Annotated in this window: 22 protein-coding genes; 6 read left to right on the top strand and 16 right to left on the bottom strand. The window is 71.5% G+C overall.

The features are described from left to right. From ADK86_RS17975 to ADK86_RS17950, 6 genes are all read right to left on the bottom strand, one after another. Positions 1-202: DUF397 domain-containing protein (locus tag ADK86_RS17975; protein WP_053697492.1), on the bottom strand; the 202-nt coding region annotated here is incomplete at its 3' end. Between the two features lie 144 nt (positions 203-346). Further along, positions 347-2914, bottom strand: a complete 2568-nt coding sequence (locus ADK86_RS17970) for an ABC transporter permease (RefSeq protein WP_053697491.1) — start codon at positions 2912-2914, stop codon at positions 347-349. A 214-nt stretch (positions 2915-3128) separates the two neighbouring features. Further along, positions 3129-3920, bottom strand: a complete 792-nt coding sequence (locus ADK86_RS17965) for an ABC transporter ATP-binding protein (RefSeq protein ID WP_053697490.1) — start codon at positions 3918-3920, stop codon at positions 3129-3131. Positions 3921-4157: 237 nt separating this feature from the next. Next, positions 4158-5420, bottom strand: a complete 1263-nt coding sequence (locus tag ADK86_RS17960) for a sensor histidine kinase (protein WP_053697489.1) — start codon at positions 5418-5420, stop codon at positions 4158-4160. A 5-nt stretch (positions 5421-5425) separates the two neighbouring features. Then, positions 5426-6166 carry a two-component system response regulator CseB gene (gene cseB / locus ADK86_RS17955; protein WP_053697488.1) on the bottom strand — a complete coding sequence of 247 codons (741 nt, stop codon included), beginning with the start codon at positions 6164-6166 and terminating at the stop codon, positions 5426-5428. Positions 6167-6702: 536 nt separating this feature from the next. Then, positions 6703-7440 carry an SDR family oxidoreductase gene (locus ADK86_RS17950; RefSeq protein ID WP_053697487.1) on the bottom strand — a complete coding sequence of 246 codons (738 nt, stop codon included), beginning with the start codon at positions 7438-7440 and terminating at the stop codon, positions 6703-6705. Between the two features lie 145 nt (positions 7441-7585). Between ADK86_RS17950 and ADK86_RS17945 the strand changes: the two genes are divergently transcribed. From ADK86_RS17945 to ADK86_RS17930, 4 genes are all read left to right on the top strand, one after another. Continuing rightward, on the top strand, positions 7586-8158 hold the full coding sequence (locus ADK86_RS17945; protein WP_003982033.1) for a TetR/AcrR family transcriptional regulator: 573 nt from the start codon (positions 7586-7588) through the stop codon (positions 8156-8158). A 368-nt stretch (positions 8159-8526) separates the two neighbouring features. Further along, positions 8527-9279: an HNH endonuclease gene (locus ADK86_RS17940; RefSeq protein ID WP_053697486.1), complete on the top strand. Its 753-nt coding sequence runs from the start codon at positions 8527-8529 to the stop codon at positions 9277-9279. 66 nt (positions 9280-9345) lie between these two features. Further along, a complete protein-coding gene (locus ADK86_RS17935) occupies positions 9346-10983 on the top strand; it encodes a hypothetical protein (RefSeq protein ID WP_053697485.1) in 1638 nt (545 codons plus the stop codon). A 33-nt stretch (positions 10984-11016) separates the two neighbouring features. Next, the gene (locus tag ADK86_RS17930; protein ID WP_053697484.1) at positions 11017-12615 is read left to right on the top strand and encodes a hypothetical protein; all 1599 of its coding nucleotides are present in this window, start codon (positions 11017-11019) and stop codon (positions 12613-12615) included. Positions 12616-12638: 23 nt separating this feature from the next. Here the strand turns inward: ADK86_RS17930 and ADK86_RS17925 are convergent, their stop codons facing one another. From ADK86_RS17925 to ADK86_RS17910, 4 genes are read right to left on the bottom strand one after another with little or no spacing between them, the layout of a single operon-like run. Further along, positions 12639-13838, bottom strand: coding sequence for a thiolase domain-containing protein (locus ADK86_RS17925; protein WP_053697483.1), 1200 nt, complete (start codon positions 13836-13838; stop codon positions 12639-12641). Then, positions 13835-14935, bottom strand: a complete 1101-nt coding sequence (locus ADK86_RS17920) for a thiolase domain-containing protein (protein WP_053697482.1) — start codon at positions 14933-14935, stop codon at positions 13835-13837. Before ADK86_RS17920 ends, ADK86_RS17925 begins: the two co-directional genes overlap by 4 nt. Beyond that, positions 14935-15957, bottom strand: coding sequence for an OB-fold nucleic acid binding domain-containing protein (locus ADK86_RS17915; RefSeq protein ID WP_053697481.1), 1023 nt, complete (start codon positions 15955-15957; stop codon positions 14935-14937). Before ADK86_RS17915 ends, ADK86_RS17920 begins: the two co-directional genes overlap by 1 nt. A 53-nt stretch (positions 15958-16010) precedes the next feature. Continuing rightward, positions 16011-16811 carry a crotonase/enoyl-CoA hydratase family protein gene (locus ADK86_RS17910; protein ID WP_053697480.1) on the bottom strand — a complete coding sequence of 267 codons (801 nt, stop codon included), beginning with the start codon at positions 16809-16811 and terminating at the stop codon, positions 16011-16013. A gap of 218 nt (positions 16812-17029) precedes the next feature. Between ADK86_RS17910 and ADK86_RS17905 the strand changes: the two genes are divergently transcribed. Together ADK86_RS17905 and ADK86_RS45205 are read left to right on the top strand one after the other, a co-directional pair. After that, positions 17030-18664 carry an acyl-CoA synthetase gene (locus ADK86_RS17905; protein ID WP_053697479.1) on the top strand — a complete coding sequence of 545 codons (1635 nt, stop codon included), beginning with the start codon at positions 17030-17032 and terminating at the stop codon, positions 18662-18664. Positions 18665-19009: 345 nt separating this feature from the next. Next, complete coding sequence (locus ADK86_RS45205) at positions 19010-20269, top strand: cytochrome P450 family protein (RefSeq protein ID WP_053697478.1); 1260 nt, start codon at positions 19010-19012, stop codon at positions 20267-20269. Here the strand turns inward: ADK86_RS45205 and ADK86_RS17895 are convergent. The 6 genes from ADK86_RS17895 to ADK86_RS17870 form a co-directional block, all read right to left on the bottom strand. Beyond that, positions 20264-20881: a chorismate mutase gene (locus ADK86_RS17895; RefSeq protein WP_053697477.1), complete on the bottom strand. Its 618-nt coding sequence runs from the start codon at positions 20879-20881 to the stop codon at positions 20264-20266. The genes ADK86_RS45205 and ADK86_RS17895 overlap by 6 nt on opposite strands. A gap of 134 nt (positions 20882-21015) precedes the next feature. After that, positions 21016-22662 carry an adenosine deaminase family protein gene (locus ADK86_RS17890; protein ID WP_078952097.1) on the bottom strand — a complete coding sequence of 549 codons (1647 nt, stop codon included), beginning with the start codon at positions 22660-22662 and terminating at the stop codon, positions 21016-21018. Between the two features lie 164 nt (positions 22663-22826). Then, positions 22827-23261 carry a hypothetical protein gene (locus ADK86_RS17885; protein WP_053697476.1) on the bottom strand — a complete coding sequence of 145 codons (435 nt, stop codon included), beginning with the start codon at positions 23259-23261 and terminating at the stop codon, positions 22827-22829. Between the two features lie 160 nt (positions 23262-23421). Next, positions 23422-24495, bottom strand: a complete 1074-nt coding sequence (locus tag ADK86_RS17880; protein WP_234345917.1) for an RNA polymerase subunit sigma-70 — start codon at positions 24493-24495, stop codon at positions 23422-23424. Positions 24496-24637: 142 nt separating this feature from the next. Continuing rightward, the gene (locus ADK86_RS17875; RefSeq protein WP_053697474.1) at positions 24638-24880 is read right to left on the bottom strand and encodes a hypothetical protein; all 243 of its coding nucleotides are present in this window, start codon (positions 24878-24880) and stop codon (positions 24638-24640) included. A 213-nt stretch (positions 24881-25093) separates the two neighbouring features. Next, positions 25094-25792 carry an alpha/beta fold hydrolase gene (locus ADK86_RS17870; RefSeq protein ID WP_053697473.1) on the bottom strand — a complete coding sequence of 233 codons (699 nt, stop codon included), beginning with the start codon at positions 25790-25792 and terminating at the stop codon, positions 25094-25096. Positions 25793-25977: the final 185 nt, after the last annotated feature.

The following is a 25977-nucleotide window of genomic DNA, read 5'->3' as shown; positions in this document are numbered from 1 at the left end:
CAACCCCCCGCCACTCGGCAGGCGTGAAGACCAGCGCGGGCACCTCCGGCGTACGCCGGTTGCGCATGGCGATCCAGCCCTCGACAAAGGCAACCTGGACGTCCCCCGCCCCCTGACTGCTCGACTGCCACGCGGCCCCCGTCAGATCCAGCTCCGGCCCGGGCCCGCCCGCGACCCGCTGCTCAACAATGCCCTCGCTCACGCCACCGCTCCTTCCGGCCCTTGCGATCCCCCTGGTTCGACGTCGCCGTCAGCCTAGCCACCCGGGGGCGGGGGCGGACAGGGGGCGGTGGGGCGGGGACGGCTCGGGGCCGGACCCCGTAAGGCCCGGCCCCGAGCATGTGCGTCACGACTGTGCGACGGCTTCCAGTGGGCTGAGGGCCGCCGCCCGGCGGGCGGGGACTGCGGCTGCGAGTGTGCCGATTGCCAGGGACACCAGGCACACGAGGAGCAGCGTGCCCCAGGGCAGTGCCAGGGAGTAGTCCGCCATGGCGCCGTTGGCCAGCGCGCCGACGGTCCAGGCTCCGAACAGTCCGCCTGCCAGGCCCAGTAGTGTGCCGAAGGCCGCTACGGTCACCGACTCCAGGCGGATCATCCGCCGGATACCGGTGCGGTCCATGCCGATGGCGCGCAGGACGCCGATCTCGCGGGTGCGTTCCGCGACGGACATGGCCAGGGTGTTCACGACGCCGAGCGCGGAGATCAAGGCGCCGATGGCGAGCAGCCCGTACATCAGGGTCAGCAGGTTGCCCAGGGTGCCGGCGGCCTCGTGGACGAGTTCCGCGCGGTCCTGCACCTTCAGCAGAGGGCTGTTGCCCACGGCGGAGCGCAGCCGGTTCTCGGTGGTCCTCGATTGCGCGCCGTCGTCGGTGCGGACGAGGATCCGCTGGACGGAGCCGGGCTTGAAGCTGTGCTGCTGCACCTCACCGCGGGCGCCGAGTGCGTCCTGGGCGGTGGGGTTGTCCTTGTAGACGCCCACGACGCGGTATTTCTTGAACTCCTGGTTCCGGCCGATGCGGGCGTTGAGTTGGCCGCCGGCGCTCAGACCGTTCTTCTCGGCGACGGTGCGGGAGACGGCGATACGGCCCGGGCCGAGGTCTTTCAGCGAGCCACTGACGAAATCGAGCTTCATGAAGGCGTTGGCGGTGGCGGGGTCGATGCCGGAGATGTTCTTGACACTGCCGCCGGCGAACAGGGAGGAGTCGGTGACGGCGGTCGCGGTCCGCACACCGGAGGTGCCGGCCACCCGCTGTACGGCAGCCGGGTCGATGTGGGACGTGGTGGTACGGGTGCTGATCACGTAGTCGGCGTCGAGGCCGGCCGCGGCCCGGCGGTCGAGGGCCTGCCCCGTGGAGTTCCCGATGACGGCGAGCCCCGCGACCAGTGCGGTGCTGATCATCAGGGTGGCGGCGGTGGCCGCGGTACGGCGCGGGTCGCGCAGCGCGTTCTCCCGCGCGAGGTGGCCGGTGATTCCGAAGCGGCCGGTCAGGCGGCCGGTCAGCCGGATCACGGGGGCGGCGAGCAGCGGGGCCAGCATGACCATGGCGACGACGAGGACGGCGCAGCCGAGCATGGCGTCCCGCAGGTTCTTCTCCGAGGCGTCCTTCGCCCCCGAGAGCGATATCAGCAGGCCGGCGCCGAGGACGAGCAGGACCAGGCCCGCCACGGCACGGACGCGGAACCGGGTGGCGGAGGGCGGCTGCTCGGCCGTGCGCAGCGCCTCGATGGGCGCGACCTTCGCGGCCCTGCGCGACGGCAGCCACGCGGCCAGCACGGTGACACCCACGCCCACGCCGAGCGCCGCGGCGACCGGGCGGGGGCCGATCACCAGGGGCCCGTCGGGCAGGGTGTCCCCGTTGACGCTCAGGAGGTCGGGCAGTACGGAGGCGAGGCCGAGGCCCAGCAGGAATCCGGCCGCCGACGCGGCGAGGCCGATCAGGAGGGCCTCCATGAGGACGGAGCGGACCACCTGGCGTCGCGCGGCCCCGATGGCCCGCAGCAGCGCGATCTCACGGGTGCGCCGCGTCACGAGCATGGTGAAGGTGTTGACGACGAGGAACGATCCGATGAACAGGGAGACCCCGGCGAAGATCATCGGCAGCTTCTCGTAACCGCGGGTCACGCTGTCGACGAAGATGGCCTGCTGGTTGGCCTGGGCGGTGCCGCTGACGGCCTCGGCCCGGTCGGCCGGGAGCAGGGCGGTGACCCGCTGGGCGAGCTCGACGGGGTTGGTGCCTGGCTCGGCGGAGAGGTCGATCGAGGAGTAGTGGCCCGGGGTGGCGAACAGCTTCTGGGCGGTCGCCTTGTCGAACAGCGCGAGGGTGCCGCCGGCGGTCACCCGGGTGTCCTTGGTGAAGACGATGCCCACGAGCCGCTTCGTCATGACCGGGCCGTCGGTGGCCAGCGTGACGGTGTCGCCGATGCCGAACCCGCCGGCGGCGGCGGTGCCGCTGTCCACGGCGAGTTCACCGCTGTTCCGCGGGGCGTGGCCCTTGGTCAGCGGGTAGCGGCTGTCGTTTTGGCCGTCCTTGCCCGGTACGTAGGCGCCGGCCAGGTTCGACCACGTCTTGCCGGCCCGGAGCGGAGTGCCGTCCGGTGCGTTCAGGGTGGCCGAGCCGTCGGCCGACGGACGCACCGCGGCGACACCGGGCACATCGGCCAGCTTCTTCGCGAGCGCGTCGTCGAGCACGGCGGTGCGCTGCTCCGCAGCGGCACCCGGTGGCGGGTCCTTCGGGTGCACGGTGACCGCGATGTCCGCGAAGTCCTTCGTCGCGGCGGCGCGGTAGGCCGCGGCGGAGGAGTCCGCGAAGACCAGGGTGCCGGAGACGAACGTGACACCCAGGCAGACCGCGAGGACGGTCATGGCCAGGCGGGCCTTGTGCGCGAGGACGTTGCGCAGGGCTGTTCTCAGCATGGGCAGCTTTCCGGGATGTGGAGGTACGGGGGCTTGCGGCGCGGGGCGTGGGGTCTGTATCGATGCAGGTGCGGGGGCTGGTGGAGGGCTCGGCGGACACGGGCCGGGGCCGGTACGGGACGGGGCGGTACGAGCCGGTAGCCGGTACGAGCTCGATGGTGACGGGGCGTCAGGTCGTGCGCGGGGACTGATCAGTCCGTACGCAGGGGCCTGATCACCCCGCGTGCGCGCGACTGTCGAGGGCCTTCATCCGGTCCAGGACCCGGTCCGGGGTGGGCCGGGTCATCTCGTCGACCAGGCGGCCGTCAGCGAGGAAGACCACGCGGTCGGCGTAGCCGGCGGCGACGGGGTCGTGGGTGACCACGACCACGGTCTGACCCAGCTCGCGCACCGAGTCGCGCAGGAAGCCGAGGACCTCGGCCCCGGCGCGGGAGTCGAGGTTGCCGGTGGGCTCGTCGCCGAAGATGATCGCGGGCCGGGAGACCAGGGCGCGGGCCACCGCGACCCGCTGCTGCTGCCCGCCGGACAGTTGTCCGGGCCGGTGGCCGAGGCGCTGCGAGAGGCCGACCGTGGAGACCACGCGGTCCAGCCAGCCCGGTTCCGGCCGCCGGCCGGCGATGTTCAGCGGCAGCGTGATGTTCTCCAGCGCGGTCAGCGTCGGCAGCAGGTTGAACGCCTGGAAGATGAATCCGATCCGGTCGCGGCGCACCTGGGTGAGCTGCCGGTCGTTGAGCGAGCCCAGTTCGGTGGTACCGATGCGGACGGAGCCGGAGCTGAACGAGTCGAGCCCGGCGGCACAGTGCATCAGGGTCGACTTGCCGCTGCCGGAGGGCCCCATGATCGCGGTGAACTCGCCCTCCCGGAAGGCGATGCTGACACGGTCCAGGGCGACGACTCGGGTGTCACCGCTGCCGTAGACCTTCGACAGGTCGGTGGTGGCGGCCGCGATCCCGGCCGTCGGGTGCGGCGCGAGCGTGTCGAACGGGTCAAGGGGGCCGGCGGTCATGGGGACTCCTCTTCGGGTGCCAAAGGGTGCACGTCGAAGGGTGTCCGGGGAACGTATCGGCACCCGGCCCGCCGCGTATCCGGGTGCGCGCCGCTTCGTATCGGTTCCGTATGCGTACCGGTTCCGTTCCGTACGCGTACGGATTCCGTTCCGTACGTGTGCCCGTCCCGTCCCGTACGCGTGCCCGTCCCGTATGCGCCCCGGCCCGTATACGTACCGGTTCCACGGGCCCGGCGATCAGTCCGGCAGGCGCAGGGTGGCGACGGCGCCGCCGTCCGGGGCGTTGTCCAGGCACAGTTCGGCGCCCAGCAGCCGGGCCTGGCCCAGGGCGATGGTCAGGCCCAGGCCGTGGCCCGAGCCGCGCTCCGTCGCACCCGTGTGGAAGCGGCGCGGACCGCCCCGCAGCAGGTCCTGGGGGAAGCCGGGGCCGTGGTCGCGTACGACGACCGTACGGCCCTCGATGGTGACCCGGACCGGGGTGTCCCCGTGCCGGTGGGCGTTGACGACGAGGTTGCTGACGATGCGTTCGAGGCGCCGCGGGTCGGTCTCCACCGTCCGCGCGGTCGGTCCGTGCGGAGCATCGGCGACGGTGACCTCGGTGTCGAGGCCGGTGCGCGCCACGGCTCCCGAGACGACCGCGTCGAGCGGCACGTGGGCGCGGACCGGCTGTTCGGCGCCGGCGTCCAGCCGGGAGATCTCCAGCAGGTCCTCGACCAGGCCGCGCAGATCGCGCACCCGGGCCCGGAGCAGGTCCTCCGTCTCACCGGGCGGCAGCAGGTCGGCGGCGGCCAGCAGGCCGCCGACGGGTGTGCGCAGCTCGTGGGCCACGTCCGCGGTGAACTGGCGCTCGGTGCGCAGTCGCCGGCTGAGACTGTCGGCCATGAGGTCGACGGTGGCGGCGATGTCGGCCACCTCGTCGCGGCCCTTGGTGGGCCCGGTCCTGGCGTCCAGGTCCCCGGCCGAGATCCGGCCCGCGGTCTCGGAGACCTGCCGCAGCCGGCGGCCGAGCAGTCCGGCCCCGTAGACCGCCAGCGGCGTGGCCGCCCCGAGCGCGACCAGCGAGGCGACCGCCATGACCATGTCCAGCCGCCGCAGGTCGTAGAGCTCCGAACTCATGTTGACCCGGAAGGCCAGCACCGGGCTGCCCGGGCCGCCGACCCGCTGGGCGGCCCAGACGCTCGGGCCGAGGTTCCCGTCGACGTGCCCGTCGTAGGCCGTGTGCCGGGCGCCGTCGGCGGGATGCCGCAGTACGGCGGGCAGCTCGGCCGGATCGAGCTCGACGCCGTCCGCGAGAGCTCCGGTGCGCCGGTAGGTGTCCATGGCCGAGTACACGGTGTTGAAGGCCTGTGCCGTAGCCCGGTCGCGGATGTCCTTCGCGGTCCACAGGTGCACCAGCACGCCCACGGCCGCCACCACCAGGCACGCGGTGGCCGCGGCCAGCGCGGCGGTCTTCCAGCGCAGGGGCACACGGGCCGGCCGCTGCCGGTTCGGCGGGCGCATCGGCCTCAGCGCCTGAGCTTGTAGCCGAAGCCGCGGACCGTCTCGATCCGGTCCCGGCCCAGCTTCCTGCGCAGCCGCTGCACACACAGGTCCACGACGCGGCTGTCGCCGTCCCAGCCGTAGTCCCACACGTTCCGCAGCAGGGTGTGCCGCTCCAGCACGATGCCCGGGTGGGCGGCGAACTCCAGCAGCAGCTTCAGTTCGGTCGGGGTCAGCGCCACCGGGCTTCCGGCGACGGACACCTCCAGGCCGCCGGTGTCGATGGTCAGGTCGCCGAAGACCAGCGGCGTGCCCTCGGACGGCGGCGGTCCGTCGCCGGTGAGCTGCCCGGGCTCCGGGGCGGGCGTGTACGTCGCCCGCCGCAGCAGCGAGCGGATTCGTGCCACGAGCACGTAGGTGTCCACGGGTTTGACCACGTAGTCGTCCGCCCCGGCCTCCAGACCGGCGACGACGTCGAGCCCGTCGCCGCGGGCGGACATCATCAAAACCGGCACCGGACTGGTCTCCCGGACCCCTCGGCACAGGCCGATTCCGTCCAGGCCGGGCAGCATCACGTCCAGAATGAGCAGGTCGAAGCTTTCCGCACGGAAGCGTTCAAGGCCCGCCAGCCCGTCGGCGGCGGTCGTCACCCGGTAGCCGTAGCGTTCCAGCGCGACCGCGAAGGACCGGCGCATCAGCTCGTCGTCCTCCACCAGCAGTACGCGGACGGGCCGCGGAGCGGCCGGAGCCGGCGTGGACGAGGACACGGGCGGATCACTCCTGTTCGGACGGTCGTGGGCGCCGGTCCCGTGTGCACTCACGCGCAGCCCGCGACCTGATGGGAACGATATGACAGCCACCCGGCGCGGCAACCGCGTCACACAGCGGACACACGTCCCCTCCGCACAGCTTCATCCCTTCGCGTACGCCCAGGTCAGGTGGGGCGGGATGGCTCAGCCGGCCGCCGAGGCCAGGGAACTCCGGCTCCCAGCGCAGCCCCTCACGATCACCCGGCGCACGAATTCGATGGACAACCAAGTGCTTCCTGATACCCACCCGATACAAAAGCACCCACGAGCCCGAGGGCGGTCCCGGGCACGACGGCGCCTTCGCGCAGCTCACCGTCCTGGGCGGCGCCCGGTCCGCGCGGACTGGGTGCACGGTGGCTGCCGCACCACAGCCGTCGGCCACGGCACCCACCGCAACCACGAAAGCCAACCCCCGCTCCGAAGCCATCTCGGCTGGGCCGGTTTCGTCGCCGTACGCACGTACTCGCAGAGCGATCCCTCCGGACTGGCTGCGATCACGCCTGCGCAGTCGGTCGAACGACGATCTCCCCGACATCGACCCCGTCGGGCTGTTCGATGGCATAGCCGATGGCGGAGGCGACGGCGGACGGCGGCATGGCGATCTCGTCGCGCTGCCGGACCAGCGCGGCCGCGACCTCGGGGCCGGCGCCCTTGCCGACGCCCTCGGTGTGGGTGAAGCCGGGCGAGACGAGGGTGACGCGCAGGCCGGGTCCGGATTCCTGGCGCAGGCCCTCGGTGAGCACCTTCACCGCCGTCTTGGTGGCCGCGTAGACCGCCTGCGGGGATTTGACGACATAGGCGGCGGTGGAGCCGACGTTGACGAACTGGCCGGAGCGCTGCCGGCGGAAGACGGGCAGGGCCGCCCCGATGCCGTTGAGGAGGCCGGTGATGTGGGTGGAGACCATGGCGTCCCAGTCGTCCTGGCGCAGCTCGTCGAACGGCGAGACGGCCATCGTGCCCGCGTTGGAGACGAGGACGTCGAGCCGCCCGTACCGGTCGAGGGCCGTGTCCGTCAGACGCTGGAGGTCTTCGCGGCGCGTGACGTCGACGATGACGCCCTCGGCAGTGCCGCCCTTCGCCGTGATGCCGTCCACGACAGCGTTCAGCCGGTCCTCGCGCCGGGCCCCGAGCACAAGCCGGGCGCCCTTCTCGGCGAGGTGGATCGCGGTCGCCTCCCCGATGCCGCTGCTGGCACCGGTGATCGCGATGACTTTGCCCTGGATACCCGACATGATCGGCTTCCTTTCCCGGGTGCGCGCAGGTCAGCATGGTGACCTACAGTAAAAGCGGAGGCGTCCCCGCTTATCCCGAACACTAAGTGGGGGCGCCCCCGCTCAACAAGCCCGAGAGGCTTCCGGGAGAGGACGGCGAGCACTGATGACCGACGGAGCGCCGCGGCCGATGCGGGCCGACGCACGGCGCAACAGGGAGAAGATCCTCACGGCTGCGGTACGCGTGTTCACGACAGAAGGGCTGGACGCGCACCTGGAACGCATCGCCAAGGAGGCGGGCGTGGGCAGTGCGACCCTGTACCGCAACTTCCCCACCCGGGAAGCCCTGGTCGAGGCCGTCTACCGCAACGAGGTGGCCCACCTGTGCGACGCTGCCCCCGCCCTCCTCGCACAGAAGCCGCCGACCGAGGCCCTGCGCGCCTGGACCCGCCTCTTCCTGGACTACGTCACCGCCAAGTACGGCATGATCGACGCCCTGCGCGCCATCGCCGCACAGGGAAGCAACCCCTATGGCCACAGCCGGGAAATGATCCAGGCCGCCATCGCCTCACTCATGGACGCCTGCACGGCCGCCGGCGAAATCCGTACCGATATCCGGCCCACCGACCTCAGCGCCGCTCTGGAAGGCATCGCCCTCACCTCGGCAGGCACCGAACACCGCCAACAAGCGGAGCGCCTGCTCGACCTCACGTTGGATGGTCTTATGGTCCGGCGTTGAGGAATCGCGCGTGGGTCTGCTCCATCGCCATAGGACCCATTGAGCGGACCAAAGAAGCGGCAGTGGCCCGGCTGTGTGCGCAGGCATGCGCCGCCGTACGGGAACGGGCCACACCGCACAACGGGACTCGAAGAGCACGAGCGTTGCGACAGCCGTGGCGGCCATTTCCGTGCTGTTTCCCCGAAAGCAGCCGTGTTGCTTCCGTACGCGGAGTGACCGGCCACCTGGGCGGGTGACCCGGCCGGAGCAGTCGGCGCAATGGGCCTGCCGTATCCGCACCGGGGCCTTTTGCTCGAAAACAGGCGGCGCCCTGGCTCCTTGCGGTGTGCGAGCCGATTCGGACCTGCACCCGTTCCCCTGGAGTCTCGATGACACGCCTGTTCCTTCGCGCCGGCCGGGCCGTCCCGGCGGCCTGCGCACTCGCACTGACCGCGGGACTGGTCGCGCAGCCGGCCGACGCCTCCCCGCTCGGCGATCGCGTACCCGCCGCCACAGCGGGCCGGGCAGCCGGGCCGGGCGCACTGCCCGACCTGCCGACGAAAGCCGAGGCCCTGGAGCGGCTCGGCGCACTGAAGGTCGACAAGAGCAGAGGCAAGTTCACCGCTTACGAGCGCAAGGACTTCGGCATCTGGGGCGAGCACACGGTGAACGGCAAGAAGTGCACCGTCTTCGATGCCGTCGTCCACCGCGACCGCCTCACCGGCACCCCCAACGGATGCAAGATCGCTGGCGGCACGTGGCCCAACCCCTACAACGCCACCGGCACCATCACGTCCGAACGGGTCAGCGTCGATCACATCGTCGCGCTGCGCGACGCCTTCGAATCCGGCGCGAACAAGTGGGGCAAACCCAGGAAGCGTCAGTTCGGCAACGACCTGTCCCGCCCCCAGCTGCTCGTGGTCGCCCAGGCGGACAACAGCAGCAAGGGCAACAAGAGCCCGGGCGAATGGCTCGTGCCGAACAACTACGGCGGTTTCGCCTGCGATTACGCGCGCGCCTACGTCCAGGTCAAATACCACTACGGCCTGACCATCCTGGAGACCGACCCGAAGAACACCAAAATCAAGAAGCAGGTCCACGACAAAACCGCACTGGAAAAGGCTTTGAACACCTGCCGCTAGAAGCGGGGAGTGCGATATCGCTCCAGCGGGGCCCGTGGAAGTGCCGGCGCAGCGAGAGGATTGACGGTGTCCAAAATTCTCAGCCTCATCAAGGAGCTACAGGGAGAAGCAAAGGCCCGGGCGCTCTTCAGCCTGAACAACCTGAAAATGCTCGGCAACGAGCATGTGAAAGAATTTCAGACGGCGATGCAGTCGCTCGAGCAATCACCGATCACTCCGGTCAAGATTCCCGCGACCACGGTCAGACATACGGAGCAGGCCGTGTTCGCAGTGAAAGAGGTACCGGATGATCAGTTCACAGGGATCTTCAACTCTCTGCTGGGTGATCAAGAGCCCGACTTCAAGAAGATCCTCAAAAATTTGATCCAGGGCGCCTTGAACACCTTGCTCGGCAACGTTTCCGTCGGGGAAAGCACGTACAGCGACAGTTACATCTCGGTCATCCCGGAGGCCCAAGTGGTCACTCGGGTCGACGTGCTCATCTGGCGGTACCAGTTCGAATCGCACGGGCTGACCGCCACCGCGGAGAACGCCTTCGTCTACGGCCTCAACGTGGGCGTCGTCGACCCCAACAAGACATCGGAATACGTACTGCGCTGGCTTCTCTGGCAGATGGTCGTGAACGACAAAACCATCCCGGAGGGCGAGCGGAAGAAGAGGTTCGAGGAGCTCTGGCAGCATTTCAAGCCGAAGGAGCGGACCGGCGGACTGCTGGAGGAGGCGACGCGACGCCACAAGGAGCTCAACGAATTCACCGCGAAGGTGAATGAAACGGTTCGCAACCCCAGCGCCATGGATTCATGGAGCGGTGCAACACTGTATCTCGCCTGCTCCGACGAGGAAAAGAAATCGGGAAAGATCTGGGCGGTGAACACGGCAAACCGCGAGGTGACCTTGGTGGCCGGCAGCGGGAAGAGCCATGCAGAGGGAGTGGCCCCGACAGAGGCCGAACTCGTCAAGCCTACCGGCGTTGCCGCCTGCGACGAATCCTCCTTCCTCATCGCGGATTACGCCACGGCGAAAGTCCGGTTGGTCAGCAACAACGTGATCAAGACCGTTTTCGACGGCACCAAGGATCCGGGGAGCGAGGCGGACCCGATCCGGCCGGCCTGCGTCAACGCCTCGTCCCCCGAGCGGTTCAGCATCGTCGCCTATCAGGAGGGCGACAAAGAAGCGCCGCTGCGTCTGGTGGATGTCGACCTCGCGAACACATCGGTCAAGGTGGTCAAGCAGCAGGAACTGCAGTTTCCTTCTCAGATCAAGAAAGTCTCGCCCGAGGTCCACGGCATTCTCCTTCCCGGCCAGGGCGACAAACTCGTGTCGTTCTCGGGCAATGGGTTCGTCGCCGCCATTCCCTGGGAAGGCAAGGAAGCAACAGTACGGTGCGGGCTGGGCGAGGAGACCGGCGACGGGGAGCGAGCGAAGAACCTGCTGCTCCGCTGTCCCCGTGGACTCGCCTTCGACCAGCTCAGCAACTTGTTCATCGCTGACGGCCACAGCGACGTGCCCCCGTACCATTCGTCCGTACGCATGGTCACCGGCAACACCGCCGAGGGGACTGTCCGGACCGTCGTCTCCGGCAGCAATATCCACGCAGTGGTCATCAGCGGCAAAGAACGAGCCCACCCCAACGAGGTCTACACCCTCGCCGACGACCGGCACGGCCCCGGGCGTGTCTTCCGCGCCCATCCGTACATCGCGTAAGCCCCCGCTTCGAAGAACGGTGCGCCGACCGCCGTGACCACCATCAAGTACGTCCTCGACACTTTTCAGGGCCCGGCCGAGGAAAAGGACCGCCTGGCCTTCTCCCTGGGCGTACTGGAGCGTTTGGCCCGCGCCACCGTCCATACCTTCCGGACCACCCTGCGCACCCTGCCCACGGCTCCGTCGGGCCTCTACCGGATCAAGGCCGACCCGTACCTGACCCGGAGCGGGGTCTACGTAAAGGTGAAGCAGGTCAGCGAACAGCAAATCGACGCCGAGGTGACGGCCGCCCTCGGCGGCACCGACTCCGGGCTTCGCGCGACGATCACGAAGTGCCTGTCAGCGAGCCTGGGTTCACTGCTCGGTAATGCCGGGCCCGGCCAGGACCGGCGGGACGGGACCCTGGTGACATTCGACGCGGAAAACGTCATCCGCGTGGACACCATGATGTGGCGATACGTCTTAGACGGCCACGGCCTGACCTCCGACGTCACCGACATCTTCGCCTTCGGCATCTGCCTGTCGTCGGTCAGGACCGACGAAATCTCCGATGCCGTGCTCAGGATGATGGTGTACGACATGGTGGAGAAGATGACCTGGCTGCCTCCTGAGCAGAAACCGGCCGAACGTGAGGAGCTGTACGCCAAGCTCAAGCAGCGCAAGGACCCCAACGCACAGAAACGCGCACGGCTGGCCGCCCTCACCCGGCAGGTCAACGCGAAGGTTTCCGAGCCGTTCGGAATCTCCGTCACCGCGGACGGCGCCCTGTTTCTCGCCTCCCCCTCCACCGGCACCGTCTGGCGCGCCCAGCCCGGACAGACGGTCACCCGGGTCGCCGGCGGCGGCACCAGTTACGCCGACGGCATCCCGGCCACCGAGGCGAAAATCGACTATCCCACTGATGTCGCGGTCGACAGCAGGACCGGGGACGTTGTCATCGCCGACTTCGGAGCACCCGCCCAGGGCCGCCGCGGACGTCTGCTCAGACTCGCCACCAACCACACCATCCACCTCGTCGCCGACGGCGCCGCACTCCCCGGAGGCAGCGCCGAACATCCCGTCGTCCCGGCCCGTCTCGCGGTGGACAGCCAAAGCTGTATCCACGTCATTGCCTTCCAATACGACACGCCCCAGCAGCCTCTCCGCCTGCTGCGTCTCCCACCGGGCGGCGAGGGAACAGTGGTCCGCCAACAAGAGCTCGTCACTCCCTGTACGTACCGGGACGCCGCCTTCGGCGTGGCCGCGCGGCAGGAGAACCGGGTGTTGTTCAGCCTCACCGGCTGCGGCACTGTGAACTCCCTGTCGGCCGGCAGTGCCACACTGACCGTCGTGGCCGGTGGTGGGGAGCGCGACGACGACGGCGTACAGGCCCTCGAAGCCAAGCTGTACCGGCCCTGCGGCCTCGATCTGGACGCCATCGGAAACCTGTACATCGCGGATGCAGACGGATATCCCTCCCGCGTCCGCAAGGTCACCCCGAGCGGGCTGACCACCACTGTCCTGTGGGGCCGCAACCTTTATGCCGTCGCCATGGATTACGGCTACAACGTCCTGTACGCCGTGGGCGACAGCAGCAACGACAACACCAGGATCCTCATCGTGTCCGTCTTGCCCGCCCGGCCCAACGACTAGCGCCCGAGCCGTCGTGAACGCCCTCAGGCAGTGGGTGGTTCGCCGCCCACCACCCACATCGAGAAGAACTGCGAGCCGCCCCCGTACGCGTGCCCCAGTGCCCGCCGCGCGCCTGGTACCTGATGTTCCCCCGCCTCCCCGCGGACCTGAAGTGCCGCCTCCGCGAAGCGGATCATGCCGGAGGCGCCGATGGGGTTGGCGGACAGTACGCCGCCGGAGGGGTTGACGGGGAGGTCGCCGTCGAGTTCGGTTGCGCCGGATTCGGTGAGTTTCCAGCCCTCGCCGGGTGCGGCGAAGCCCAGGTTCTCCAGCCACATGGGCTCGTACCAGCTGAACGGTACGTACATCTCGACCGCGTCGATCTCCCGGCGCGGGTCGGTGATCCCGGCCTGCCGGTAGACCGCCGCCGCGCAGTCCTTGCCCGCCTGCGGCGAGACGAAGTCCTTGCCCGCGAAGAGGGTGGGCTCGCTGCGCATCGCGCCGCCGTGCACCCATGCGGCGGGGCGGGGCGCCCGCCGCGCGCCCGCGCGGTCGGTGAGCACCATGGCGCAGGCGCCGTCGGAGGACGGGCAGGTCTCGGAGTAGCGGACGGGGTCCCAGAGCATCGGGGACGCCTGGACCTTCTCCAGGGTGATGTCGTGTTCGTGGAGGTGGGCGCAGGGGTTCTTCAGCGCGTTGCGGCGGTCCTTGTACGCGACGAGGGAGCCGATCGTGGCGGGCGCGCCCGTACGGCGTATGTAGGCGCGTACGTGCGGGGCGAAGAAGCCGCCCGCCCCGGCCAGCAGCGGCTGCTGGAACGGCACCGGCAGCGACAGTCCCCACATCGCGTTGGACTCGGACTGCTTCTCGAAGGCGAGGGTCAGTACGGTGCGGTGCACGCGGGCGGCGACGAGGTCGGCCGCGACCAGGGCGGTGGAGCCGCCGACCGAGCCGGCGGTGTGCACCCGCAGGAGCGGTTTGCCGACCGCGCCGAGCGCGTCGGCGAGGTACAGCTCGGGCATCATCACGCCCTCGAAGAAGTCGGGGGCCTTGCCGATGACCACGGCGTCGATGTCCTGCCACGACAACTCGGCGTCTTGCAGCGCGCGTTGAGCGGCCTCGCGGACGAGTCCGGCTATGGAGACGTCGCGGCGTGCCGCGACGTGCCGGGTCTGGCCGATGCCGACGACGGCGACGGGTTCTTTGGCGGTCGCGGCCCTCGGTGTTCCTCCGGCCTTGCTCATCGCGGGTCCCCTTCCAGTACGGCGACCAGGTTCTGCTGGAGGCAGGGCCCCGAGGTGGCGTGGGCCAGCGCCCGTCGCGAGTCGCCGCGCCGGATGCGCTGTGCGGCCTCGCCGATGCGGAGCAGCCCGGTGGCCATCATGGGGTTGGCGGCGAGCGCCCCGCCGGACGGGGTGATCCGCACTCCGTCGTCCAGCCGCAGCGCCCGGCGGAGGATCACCTCCTGGGACGTGAAGGGCGCGTGCAGTTCGGCGGTGTCCACGGGCCGTTCGAAGGCTCCGGCGCGTTCCGCGGCCAGCCGGGTGGACGGCGAGTCGGTGAGGTCCCGTACGCCGAGTCCGTGGGCCTCGGTGCGGTGGTCCATGCCGCGGATCCAGGCGGGCCGGTCGCACAGTCGCCGCGCGGTGTCCCCGGCGGCGAGGATCACGGCGGCGGCGCCGTCGGTGACGGGCGGGCAGTCGCCGGTGTGCAGTGGCCGGACGGCGTACGGGCCGTGCGGCACGGGGCCCGTGAGCTGGGCGTGCGGGTTGGCCGCCGCGTCGGCGCGGCTGCGTGCCGCGACCCCGGCCAGCGCCGCTTCGTCCGTGGCGCCGGCGTCGATGAGGGCCTGGGCCTGGAGGGCGGCCAGGGCGACGGAGTCGGGCCACAGGGGCGCAACGTAGTACGGGTCGAGCTGGCGGGTGAGCACGTCGCGCACCTCGCCGGACGAGGACTTGCCGTACGCGTACACGAGCGCGGTGTCGGCGTCGCCGGTCAGCAGTTTGACCCATGCCTCGTACAGCGCCCAGGCGCCGTCCATCTCGACGTGCGACTCGGCGATGGGCGGCCAGGCGCCGACGCTGTCCAGCGCCATGGTGAAGGAGAAGGCCCGCCCGGCGAGGTAGTCCGACGATCCGGAGCAGGTGAAGTCGATCTCTCCGGCCCGCAGTCCGGCCTGGCCGAGGACGTCCTGGAGGACCGGCAGCAGCAGTTCGGCCTCGGAGACCTCGGCGGAGTCGCGGGTATGGCGGCTCTGCGCGAAGGCGACGACCGCGACTTCGCGCGCGGGCGGTGCGGCCGGGACCGGCGGTGTCCCGGCGGGATCGGGGGTCGCGGACATCAGATCAGCTCCTTGTAGCTGTCGTAGTCGGCGTCGGGTTCGCCGGTGGGCCGGTAGTGGTCCGGGTAGCGGCTGCCGTCGCGCCACACCGGCTCGACGCGCAGGCCCATCCGTACCCGGTCGTACGGGATGCCGCCGATGCGCGCGTGCAGGGCCAGGTCCGCGCCGTCCAGGGCGATGTGCGCGTATACGTACGGCACCTCGATGTCGAGGTTCTTCGCCTTGATGTTGACGACGCAGAAGGTGGTGACCGTCCCCCTGGGGCCGACCTCCACCTGGTCGCGGGTGGCGACGCCGCAGGTCGGGCAGGCGCCGCGGGGCGGTACGTACACCTTGCGGCAGGACGGGCAGCGCTCGCCGACCGTGCGGCGTTCGGCGAGGGCGGCGAGGTAGCGGGACTGCGCGCGGCCGGGCGCGTAGGTGTAGTCGAGGCGGGCGGGGGCGGTGATGCCGGTGACGGGGTCGGCGAACTCGCCGCTGTGCGGGACCGGTTCCGTAGGCTCACCGTTGCGCGGGACGGATTCCACGGACTCGCCGTTGTGCGGCACGGCCTCCCCATCCGCGTCCTCCTCGTACGGCTCGAAGCACGCGATGTCCGTGATCGCCCCCGTGCGCTCCCCCGCCCACCGCACGCGCACCCGCATACCGGTGCGCACCGCGTCCGGCCCGGCCGCGTCCAGGGCGTGCAGCAGCGCCGTGTCCGCGCCGTCGAGGCGGACCAGCACCCAGGCGAACGGCGTGTCCAGCGGCTGGCCGCGGCGCGGGGCCGGGTTCCAGGCCCAGGTGGTGACGGTGCCGGTGGTGCCGACCTCGACAAGGTCGCGGATCTCCTCGGCGGTGACCGGGTCGTACTCGACGGGCGGCACCAGCACCCGCCCGTCCGTGGTCCGCACGCCGAGGACGGTCCGCTCGCGCAGCCCGGTGAGGAAGGCGCTCTGTACGGGCCCGAGCGACCGGGTGAAGGGGAACTCCACGACGAGCGGGGCCGACAGCGCCTCGGGGGTACCGGAGATCGGTGGCATTCGGGCTCCTCGCTTCCGTACGGGTCGGGCGGGGCGGCGATGCGGGGCGGGGCTCAGGCGCGCCGGAAGACCGGCGGGCGCTTCTCGGCGAAGGCCCGGGAGCCCTCCTTCGCGTCGGCGGTGGCGAAGACGGGCCAGCCGCGTTCCAGTTCGGCCTTCAGCCCGTCCTCCTCGGTCATCCCGGCGGTCTCGTAGACGGACGCCTTGACCGCCTCGACGGCCAGCGGACCGCAGGCGTTGATCCGTTCGGCGATCTCCAGCGCCGTGCCGAGCGCGTCGCCGTCCGGTACGACATGGCCGATCAGGCCGATACGGGCGGCCTCCTCGGCGGTGTACGGGCGCCCGGTGAGCAGCATCTCCAGGGCGTGGGTGCGCGGGATCTGGCGCGGGAGGCGGACCGTCGAGCCGCCGATGGGGAACAGTCCGCGCCGTACCTCGAACAGCCCGAACGTGGCGCTCTGCCCGGCGACCCGGATGTCGGTGCCCTGGAGGATCTCCGTGCCGCCGGCGACGCAGGCGCCTTCGACGGCGGCGATCACGGGCTTGCGCGGGCGGTGGTGGCGCAGCATCGCCTTCCAGTGGAGGTCCGGGTCGGCCGCCAGGCGGTCGCGGTACGGTTCGCCGTCCATGCCGCGGCCCGCCAGCGCCTTGAGGTCCATGCCGGAGCAGAAGGCGCCGCCCGCACCGGTGAGCACGATGGAGCGCACGCCGTCGTCCTCGTCGGCCTCGGTCCAGCCGTCGTACAGGCCCACCAGCATCGGCAGCGACAGCGCGTTCTTCGCCTCCGGCCGGTTGAGCGTGAGCACCAGGGTCGCGCCGTCGCGTGTCACCGTCAGATGTTCGGTCCCGCCCATGCGTCCTCCCGTCCGTACGGTCGCGTACCGGACCCGTCCGCCGCCGTCCGGCCGGAGCCGGTCCACGGCGGAACGTAGAACAGGTTGCAGGAGCCCGGGGCCGACTTCAAGAGTTTTCTGACAGGCAGTCAGTTTCCGGCGCCCTGCCCCCTTCCCCCGTACGCCGCGCGGCGCTCTAATGACCGCGGACCGACGCCGCCGCCCGCCCTGGAGGAGACGTGGAATACAACCTCGCCGATCTGTTCGAGTCGGTCGTCGACACGGTTCCCGGCCGGGAGGCGCTGGTTCACCTGGATCATCCGGGTACGGGCGCGGAGCGGCGCCTGACGTACGCGGAGCTGGACCGCGCGGCCAACCGGCTCGCCCACCACCTGCGCGACCACGGGGTCACCCCGGGCTCGCACGTCGGCCTGCACCTCTACAACGGCGTCGAATACCTCCAGACCCTCTACGCCTGCCTGAAGATCCGCGCCGTTCCCGTGAACGTCAACTACCGCTATGTGGAGGACGAGTTGGCGTACCTCTACCGGGACGCCGATCTGGTCGCGCTGGTCTTCGACGCGGAGTTCACCGGGCGGGTCGCCGCCGTCCTGCCGCGTACGCAGCGGCTGCGCCATCTCGTACGGGTAGGCACCCCGCCGCCGGGCGCACCGGAACCCGCCGTCGCGCCGGTGCCGTTCGAGCAGGCCGAGGCGTCCGGCTCGCCCGGCCGGGACTTCCCGCCGCGCTCCGGCGACGACCGGCTCGTCATCTACACCGGCGGCACCACCGGCATGCCGAAGGGCGTGATGTGGCGGCACGAGGACATCTTCTTCTCCGGCATGGGCGGCGGCGCGCCCACCGGCGAGCCGGTGCGGCGGCCCGAGGAGCTGGCCGAACGTGTCGCCGCGGGCGGCGAGGGCCTGGTCTTCTTCCCCACGCCCCCGCTGATGCACGGCACCTCCACGCTCACCGCGTTCATCGCCTTCCACTTCGGCCAGAAGGTCGTCCTGCACCGCAAGTACGTGCCGGAGGAGGTGCTGCGCACCATCGAGCGCGAGAAGGTGACCAGCGTCTCGCTGGTCGGCGACGCGATGCTGCGCCCGCTCGCGGACGCGCTGGCGGGCCCGCTGAAGGGCACCGACTGCTCCTCGCTGTTCAGCGTCAGCAGCTCCGGGGCGATCCTCTCGGAGACCGTACGGGCCCAGTTCGCCGCGCTGGTGCCGGGTGCTCTGCTGCTCAACAACTTCGGCTCGTCGGAGTCGGGCTTCAACGGCACCGCCACCGAGGACTCCGGACCGGACAAGGGCTTCCGGTTGCGCGTCAACGCGCACACGGCGGTGGTCGACCCGGCGTCCCCCGCGCACGCCCCGGTGGCGGCCGGCGAGGTCGGGCGGCTCGCGCTGCGCGGGCATGTACCGCTCGGCTACTACAACGACCCGGGCAAGACCGCCGAGACGTTCTTCGAGGCGGACGGCGAGCGGTGGGTGCTGCTCGGTGACATGGCCACCGTCGACGAGGCGGGCATCGTCACCGTCCTCGGGCGCGGCTCGCAGTGCATCAACTCCGGCGGCGAGAAGGTCTACCCGGAGGAGGTCGAGCAGGCGCTGAAGGCGCATCCGGATGTGTACGACGCGCTGGTGGCCGGGGTGCCGGACGCGCGCTGGGGCAGCCGGGTCGCCGCCGTCGTACAGCTGCGGGAGGGGGCCGGGCCGCTGGGCCTGGAGGCGGTGCAGGAGCACTGCCGGGCGCGGCTGGCCGGCTACAAGGTCCCCCGCTCCGTCGTCTTCACCGAGCGCATCCGCCGCTCCCCGAGCGGCAAGGCGGACTACCGGTGGGCGAAGGCGGTGGCGTCCGGCACGGGCACCCCGTGAGGTCGGCGCCCCCGGCACGGACCGGGCTCCGGCCGCCGCCCCGACGGCGGCCGGAGCCCCTGACCGGCAGGTTCATCCGGTACGGCGGTGGAGATGGCGCGGCCCACACACCCGGGAACGGATGTGCGCCGCGCCGGGCCGGGGTATGACGGCGAGATTCTTGGCCATGAGGGTTCTCCTGGATGGGAAGAAGGGGACACCCGCACGGTTGCCCACACCCTGCGGCGGGACGACAACCGGTCCCCTCGCTTCACCCGCTTGGCACACGCGGCGCCGCCCGAATGCAGCAAGCCGGGGCCGGTGCCGGGGCTGGGAAGGCGCCCGGCGGTCCCTCTAGGCTGAAGCATGGACATCGACGGCGCGGAGCCCGGCGGCGGCCCTCCCGGTGCGTACGGCTCGTGTGTGCGGCTCGACCCGGAAGCGCGCGATCCCCGCTCCCGCCCGGATTCGCTGTGCGCCGCGGGTCCCGTGGTACCCGTGCTGCTGCCGGGCGGGGTGACGGCCTGGCTGGTGACCCGGCATCAGGCCGGGAAGGCGGTCCTGACGGACGGCCGCTTCGTCAAGGACATCGGGGCCTGGCGCGCCTGGCGCGGCGGCGAGGTCCCGCGCTCCTGGCCGCTGGCGCCGCTGCTGACCGTCGCGAACATGACCACCGCGACGGCGGGCGACCACACCCGGCTGCGCGCGCCGCTGGCCCGCGCGTTCACCGCGCGCCGCGTGGCGGGGCTCCGGCCGCGCGTCGAGGAGCTGACCGGGGAGCTGCTGGACGGCCTCGCCGCCGAGGGCCCGGCGGGCCCCGTCGAGCTGCGGGCCCGCTTCGCCCATCCGCTGCCGATACGGGTCATCTGCGAGCTGTTCGGCGTGTCCGACGACCGCCGTCCCCGGCTGCAGTCGCTGTGCCAGGCGCTGTTCGCCACCCCGGCGGGCCCGGCCGAAGCCCTGGCCACCCACCGCGAGCTGCGCGCCGCGCTCGCCGATCTGCTCCGCGCCAAGCGCGACGACCCCGGGGACGACCTGACGAGCGCGCTGGTGGCCCCCGGCCACGGCCTCAGCGGGGCCGAACTCGTCGACACGCTGTTGCTGATGATTGTCGCGGGCCATGAGACCACGGTGAACCTGCTGGTCAACGCGGTGTACGCGCTGCTGGCCCACCCCGGTCAGCTGGCTCTCGTACGCGGCGGGCAGGTGCCCTGGAGCGCGGTGGTCGAGGAGACGCTGCGCTGGGACCCGCCGGTCGCCAACTTCCCGTTCCGCTACGCGCTGTGCGACGTGGACCTGGCCGGCCGGACCATCCGCGCGGGCGACGCGGTGATGCTGTCGTACACCGCCTTCGGCCGCGACCCGCGGCAGCACGGCCCCGGGGCCGACCGCTTCGACATCACCCGGCCACCCACCCGCCATCTGACCTTCGGGCACGGCATCCACCACTGCCTCGGCGCGCCGCTCGCCCGCCTGGAGGCGGCCGTCGCCCTCCCCGCGCTCTTCGACCGCTTCCCCGGCCTCGCCCTGGACGACCCCGGGCAACCGCCGCTCCGCCGCCCGTCCCTGGTCTTCAACGGCCTGCGGGAGCTGCCGGTCGTCCTCGGCCCGCCCGGCGGCTCATGACGCCGGACGCGGCTCGTCCGCCCCGCACACCGACCGTACGGAACGGGCCAGCGCCACCGTGTGCAGGACGTCGAGGCCCCGCTCGTGACGCACGTCAGCAGTGTCGTGCACCAGGGAACGGAGGCAGCGGGGCGATGTACGGGCCGCGCCGGAGGCGGCGATCGCCCGTACCAGAGCGTCGTTGACACGATTGATCTCCGCACGCACCTCACCGAGATCAGGCCGCCGGGTGGGCGCCTGCGCCGGGTCGGCGGTCCAGCGGCGGTGCAGCGCGCGCTGCACGGTCTTGTTGGCCTCGATCTGGTCCCGGAAGATCCGCGCGGTCCGCCGCGGATCGGTGCCCAGCTCCGCGGCCTGCCGCGCCACGGCCTCCAGCACCTGCCGCTCGCGCACCGGGTCGTCGACCGGGCTGCCGGTCCCCCACTTCGCGGCGGCCACCAGGTCGGCGGTGGCGAGGCGTTGGGCGGACAGGTCGGCGAGGGGGCGCAGGGCGTGCGTCTCGCGGGGCGTCGCCGGGGCCGCGACGGCCGTCGGGGCGGCGGTGAGGAGAACGGTTACGGCGGCGCCCGTGGTGAGCAGCCGGCGCAGAGAGATACGTATGGTGCGTGCCACGATCGGCGCTCCTGTCCCGGGGGTTGGTCAGGCCGATCGTACTGACGGATGCGGCCGGGGCGGGAGTGCCGGCGACTGCCGCACTCCCGCCCCGGCCCTACAGTCCGCTTCCTCTCAGCTCCTTCTCATCCTTCTCAGTGCCGCGCCTTCAGGATGCGGTGCTCGAAGCGGGCGAAAGCTTCCTCCTGCTTCCATTCGAGGGCAGCCTTGAGGTTCTTGGCGAGGAACCGTTTGCAGGCCGTGTGCGGCGGGCGTACCCCGGGGCGCTCCGTACGGCACGCGTTCGCAAGCTCGTAGCGGCGCGCCCCGTTGCCCCGGTCGGCCCACAGGCCGCGGCCCGGCAGGAAGGAGTGCTCCAGCGAGGCGCGGGCCAGGTCCTTCAGCTCGCGGTACCGCAGGCCGTACGTGGTGGCCGCATAGCGGTAGTCGGTGCTGATGTCGCTGCGCGAGACGCCCGGGTCGTCGGTGGCGAGCACGACCGGCACCCCGAAGCGCCGGTAGAGCGGGAACGGGTGGTCGGCGCCGGTGACGCCGAGGATCTGCCGGTTGCTCGTGAACGGCACCTCCACGGCGATGTTGCGCTTGGCCATGGTGCGCAGCAGCCCGGCCGCGTTGTCCTCGTGGGCCACGTCCACTCCGTGCCCGATGCGCTCCGCGTGCCCGGTGCGCACCGCCTCGTTGATGTGGAAGCGCAGGTCCTCGGGCTTGACCAGGCCGGGGACGAGTTCGCCGGCGTGCAGGGTGATGTGGGCGCGCGGATAGACGCGGTGCAGATGGTCGAGCATCCGCATGTGGAGGCGGTAGTTGCGCAGCGCGTTCGCCTCGTCCTCCGGCTGTACGAGGTTGACCGCCACGTACCGGTGGTCGCGTTCGGCGAGGCGCATGGCGAGGGCCATCTGCGTGAAGACGCGCGCGGGCGTGCTGCCGCGCGACACCTGGGAGATGTACCGGATGGTCATCCGGCAGCCGGGGCCCGGCTTGCGGGTGCCGCAGCCCGCCGCCTTGCGGAACTCCGCGTTGCCCTTGTCGACCTCCCGTCCCGCCTCGCGTACGAGCTTGTCCAGCTTCCCGCCGGCCACCAGCGCGTGGTGCATCCGGCTGAGGTCCGCCTGGTAGCCGACCTGGTCGGCGAGTTTCTTGGCGCCGGACGAGGCGGGCGTGAGCATCGTCTCCAGGTAGAACTGGTTCTGCCGGGCCGCCGTGTTGGCCACATCGGCCAGCAGCGTGCCGCCGTGGCGCCAGGTGACCTCCCCGAACTTCCCGAAGGTGGCGAAGAAGTGGTCGTGCCCGGACTCGCCGGAAGCGGACGAGAAGTCCTGCATCGACCATGCGCGCAGGATCTGCCGGTGGAAGGCGCGGTCGGTGCGCGCCTGCGCGGCCGGGCGGGTGCCGGGCCCGCACGGGCCGGTCCTGGCCGTCATCGTCTTCGTCTCGATGCACAGCCCGTCGTCGCCGGCCAGCTTGATCAGCAGCTCGGTCGAGGCCGCGCCGGAGAGGTGGTTGTGCAGGTCGCCGCCCTTGGGCAGGTCGCGGAAGAAGGCGCGCAGCGCGGCGGGCCGGTTCCTGATAGCGCTGAGGTAGGCGTCGACCCGGCGTTCGGTGCCGGTGGAGGCGGCGGCCGTACGCTCCGGGGCGGACGTGTCCGCGGCGGCCGTGCCCGGGCCGGGCGGGGCGGCGAGCGCGGGGGACGGCAGCAGCGACAGTACGGCCAGCAGGCCCGTACCCGCCGCGAGCGGGGCGGACCGGCGATGCCGTCGGCGAGGGCGAGTGTTGGTGATCACGCGCTCATCTTGGCCACTCCGGCGGCCTCCACGGCAACGGCAGGCGGGCCTGCGTCTCCTTGGGTGAACAGGAATCCGCCAACCTGCGGTGGCGGTGCCGTACGGCGGGGACGGGCCCGACGGCCCCGGGGTCCGGTTGCCGCGACCGGACCCCGGGCCGCCGGTCACCCCACCCTGGTCATCACGGAGTCGTAGCCCCCGCCACCCGGGTAGACCCACGCTCCGGAAAGGCTGTTCCCGTCCGCGGCGAAGGTGCCCCTGAAGTACGCGGGCGAGCCCTTCTCACCGCCCCAAATGGTCAGGGTGTCCCCCTCCATCTCGTACACGTAATCGAACGTCTCCCCCTGGCTCCCGTAAAAACGGGACTTGATCTCGTCCCCCGGTGTTTCCGCCCCGAAGGGCTGTTCCCGGCCGATCACCTCCATGCCGGTGATGCGCCGCCCGGACTGCGCCAGGTCCACGTCCTGCACGAGGAAGTGGCCCCCGTCCAGCCACCGGTAGGTGACGGTGCCCTCCGTACCGCCCTCGACCCGCCAGCGGCCCACCAGCCGGTCCAGGGCCTTGACCTGCTCGTCCGGTCCCACGCTGTGTTCCGTCATGCCGTCTCCGTCTCTCCGTCCGCGCCTGTCGCGGTGCCGCGGCGCGCCGTGGCCGTACGGGCTTCGCGCCCTGCCCGCCACGGCCCTTACGGCACATACGACCGGCGGCCCCGCGAAAAGGAATCGGCGCACGAGTGTGACGTGGGCCACTTGCCGACGGTCATCCGTGAACGTCGTCGGGCGCCACGGTGTCCGGGAGACCGAGGGCGGGCAGCAGGTCCGGCGCGAAGGTGGTGATCTCCCCGATCCGGCCGTCCTCGATGCGCAGCACGTCGATGTTGACCGCGGTGTACGCCGGTGCCCCGGGCAGCCGCACGTAGTTCGCCACGGCCGGCTGCCGGTTCACCGCGACCGGTACGGAGTGCCAGTCGCCCCACGCCTGATCCCCCTCCAGAGCCGCGCGCCACATGGCGATGACGGCCGTACGCCCGTCGAACACGAGGTGGGCGGGCGGCATGGTCTGCCGGACGTCCTCGCGCAACAGGGCGGCCAGTGCGGCGATGTCGGCGGTCTGGGAGGCCGCGACGAATCGCTGGAGGAGCGCGCGTTCAGGCTCGCTGGGACCGGTGGCTCCCCGGCCCCAGTCGGTGCGCCGCTCGGGCAGCTGCTCGCGCAGTGTGGCGCGGGCGCGTTGCAACGCGCTCTTGACCGCGGCGGTGCTCAGGCCGAGCATCCCGGCCGTCTCCGCGGCGGGCAGGCCCACCACGTCGCGCAGGATCAGCACGGCCCGCTGCCGGGGCGGCAGATGCTGGATCGCGGCCAGGAAGGCCAGCTCGATGGTCTCCCTCGCGATCGCCGCGGCTTCCGGGCCGCCGTCGGCCGGTGCGGCCAGGTCCAGCAGGGCGTCCGGATACGGCTGGAGCCAGGTGACCTCGGCCGGCGCGGAGCGCTTCGCCGCGCCCGTACTGTCGACCGCCACCGCGATCTCCCGCGAACGGGCGGGACCGGCCAGCGCGTCCAGGCAGGCGTTGGTGGCGATCCGGTACAGCCACGCCCGGAACGTCGCCCTCCCCTCGAAGCTCCGCCGCTTGCGCCAGGCCCGCAGCAGCGCCTCCTGCACCAGGTCCTCGGCGTCGGTGAAGGAGCCGAGCATGCGGTAGCAGTGCACCCGCAGTTCATGCCGGTAGCGCTCGGCGAGCCGCGCGAACGCCTCCTCGTCCCCCTCCCGGACCGCGGCCTCCGCCTGTGCGTCCGCCCCGTCCGGCCCGGCGCCCACACGCCCCCTCGTTCCCACGACCGTCCCCTCCCTGGAACCATGCGCGCACCGCCGCCCGCCCGATGACGTTACGGCCGGGCGGACGGCGGCGGCAGTGACACCTGGGAGTATCCAGGGCCGCTGGGCGAGGGGCGGCGCGGGCCGGTTGCGGCCGGGTCGCTCAAGTACGGTCGGAGACGCTGTCGACGCCTACGTTGGCGTTCTTCGGGAGGCCGTCGAGCGGGAAGAGGAACCCGCTTTTCGAGGGAAGTTGGACCTGTCCGTGGCTGCCGGCGGCGGGGCGGTCGCCCGGCTCGTCGTCCGATTCGGCGTGGGCCACGGCGGGCAGGACCGCACCGGACAGGGCCAGGGCGGCGAGGAGACCGAGCGCCGCACGCGCGGTCGTACGAAGTGATGGACGCATGGTGATCCTTTCGGAGACTGCGGTCAGCGCACCACGAAAGGACGGCACCACTGCGCCATTGGGCCGGTCGTGGGCGCGGCGGCCGGCCGTACGGCAGGTCCACCCTCGGCCCCGTACGGCAGGCCCGCTCCCGGGGCCCGTACGACAGGCCCGCCCCCGGCATCCGTACGGCAGGACCGCCTCCGCCCCTGCCCCGCCCCGGCCCGTCGCGGCTCAGGGGCCGGGGACCAGGAAGGTGCGGACCGCGTCCAGGTACTCCAGCGGACGCTCCTCGTGGACGAGGTGCCCCGCACCCTCGACCGTGACGAGGCGGCAGTCCGGGATGCGTTCGGCCATGTCGTGGAGGTGCTGCTGCGGGATGTGACTGGTGGGGCCGCCCGCGATCACCAGGGTCGGTGCGGTGATCTTCGCCGGCGCTTCCCACCACGCCGGGTCCGGCGCGTTGCGCAGCGCCACCACGGCCACCTTCGCCTGCCAGTCGAACGTCTGCGGCCCCGGCGGCGGCTCCGGCACCTCCTGCGGCGGATCGCCCGGCCGGGGCGGCGCCGCTTCCTCCACCACCAGCCGTTCCACGAGCTCCGGCCGGGCGGCGGCCAGCAGCAGCGCGACCATCGCGCCGAGCGAGTGGCCGATGAGCGCCACGGGCCCCAGACGCAACTCCTGGAGAAACCCGGCCACATCGTCGCACCAGCGATCGAAGCCGTACTCCCCCGGCCGGTCGCTGGCGCCGTGCCCGCGCAGATCCAGCGCGTACACCCGGTGGGTGGTGGCGAGCTGGCCGACCACGCCGCGCCAGTCCTCACCGTCCTCGCCGAGGCAGTGCAGCAGCACCACCGGGGGCGCGTCCGCGTCACCCCAGCACCGGTACGCCAAGCGGACGTCGCCGACCTGCACCTTCTGAACGTCACTCATGCGCTCGAAGCTACCCGCGTGCGACCACGTCACGCCCCTTGACGCGTTCGCCGCCCGCTGATTACTTGGACCGCACTCAGCAACCGAATGATCGGTCGGGACACGGAACGGTGACGGACATGCCGGATGCGGACAACAGGGGTGAGCGGCGGGGGACGGGGGCGGGCGGCCGCAGGGTTCCACCG

Source organism: Streptomyces sp. NRRL F-5755, from assembly GCF_001279365.1.
Classification (GTDB): domain Bacteria; phylum Actinomycetota; class Actinomycetes; order Streptomycetales; family Streptomycetaceae; genus Streptomyces; species Streptomyces rimosus.
This window is presented reverse-complemented; position numbering and strand designations above follow the sequence as displayed.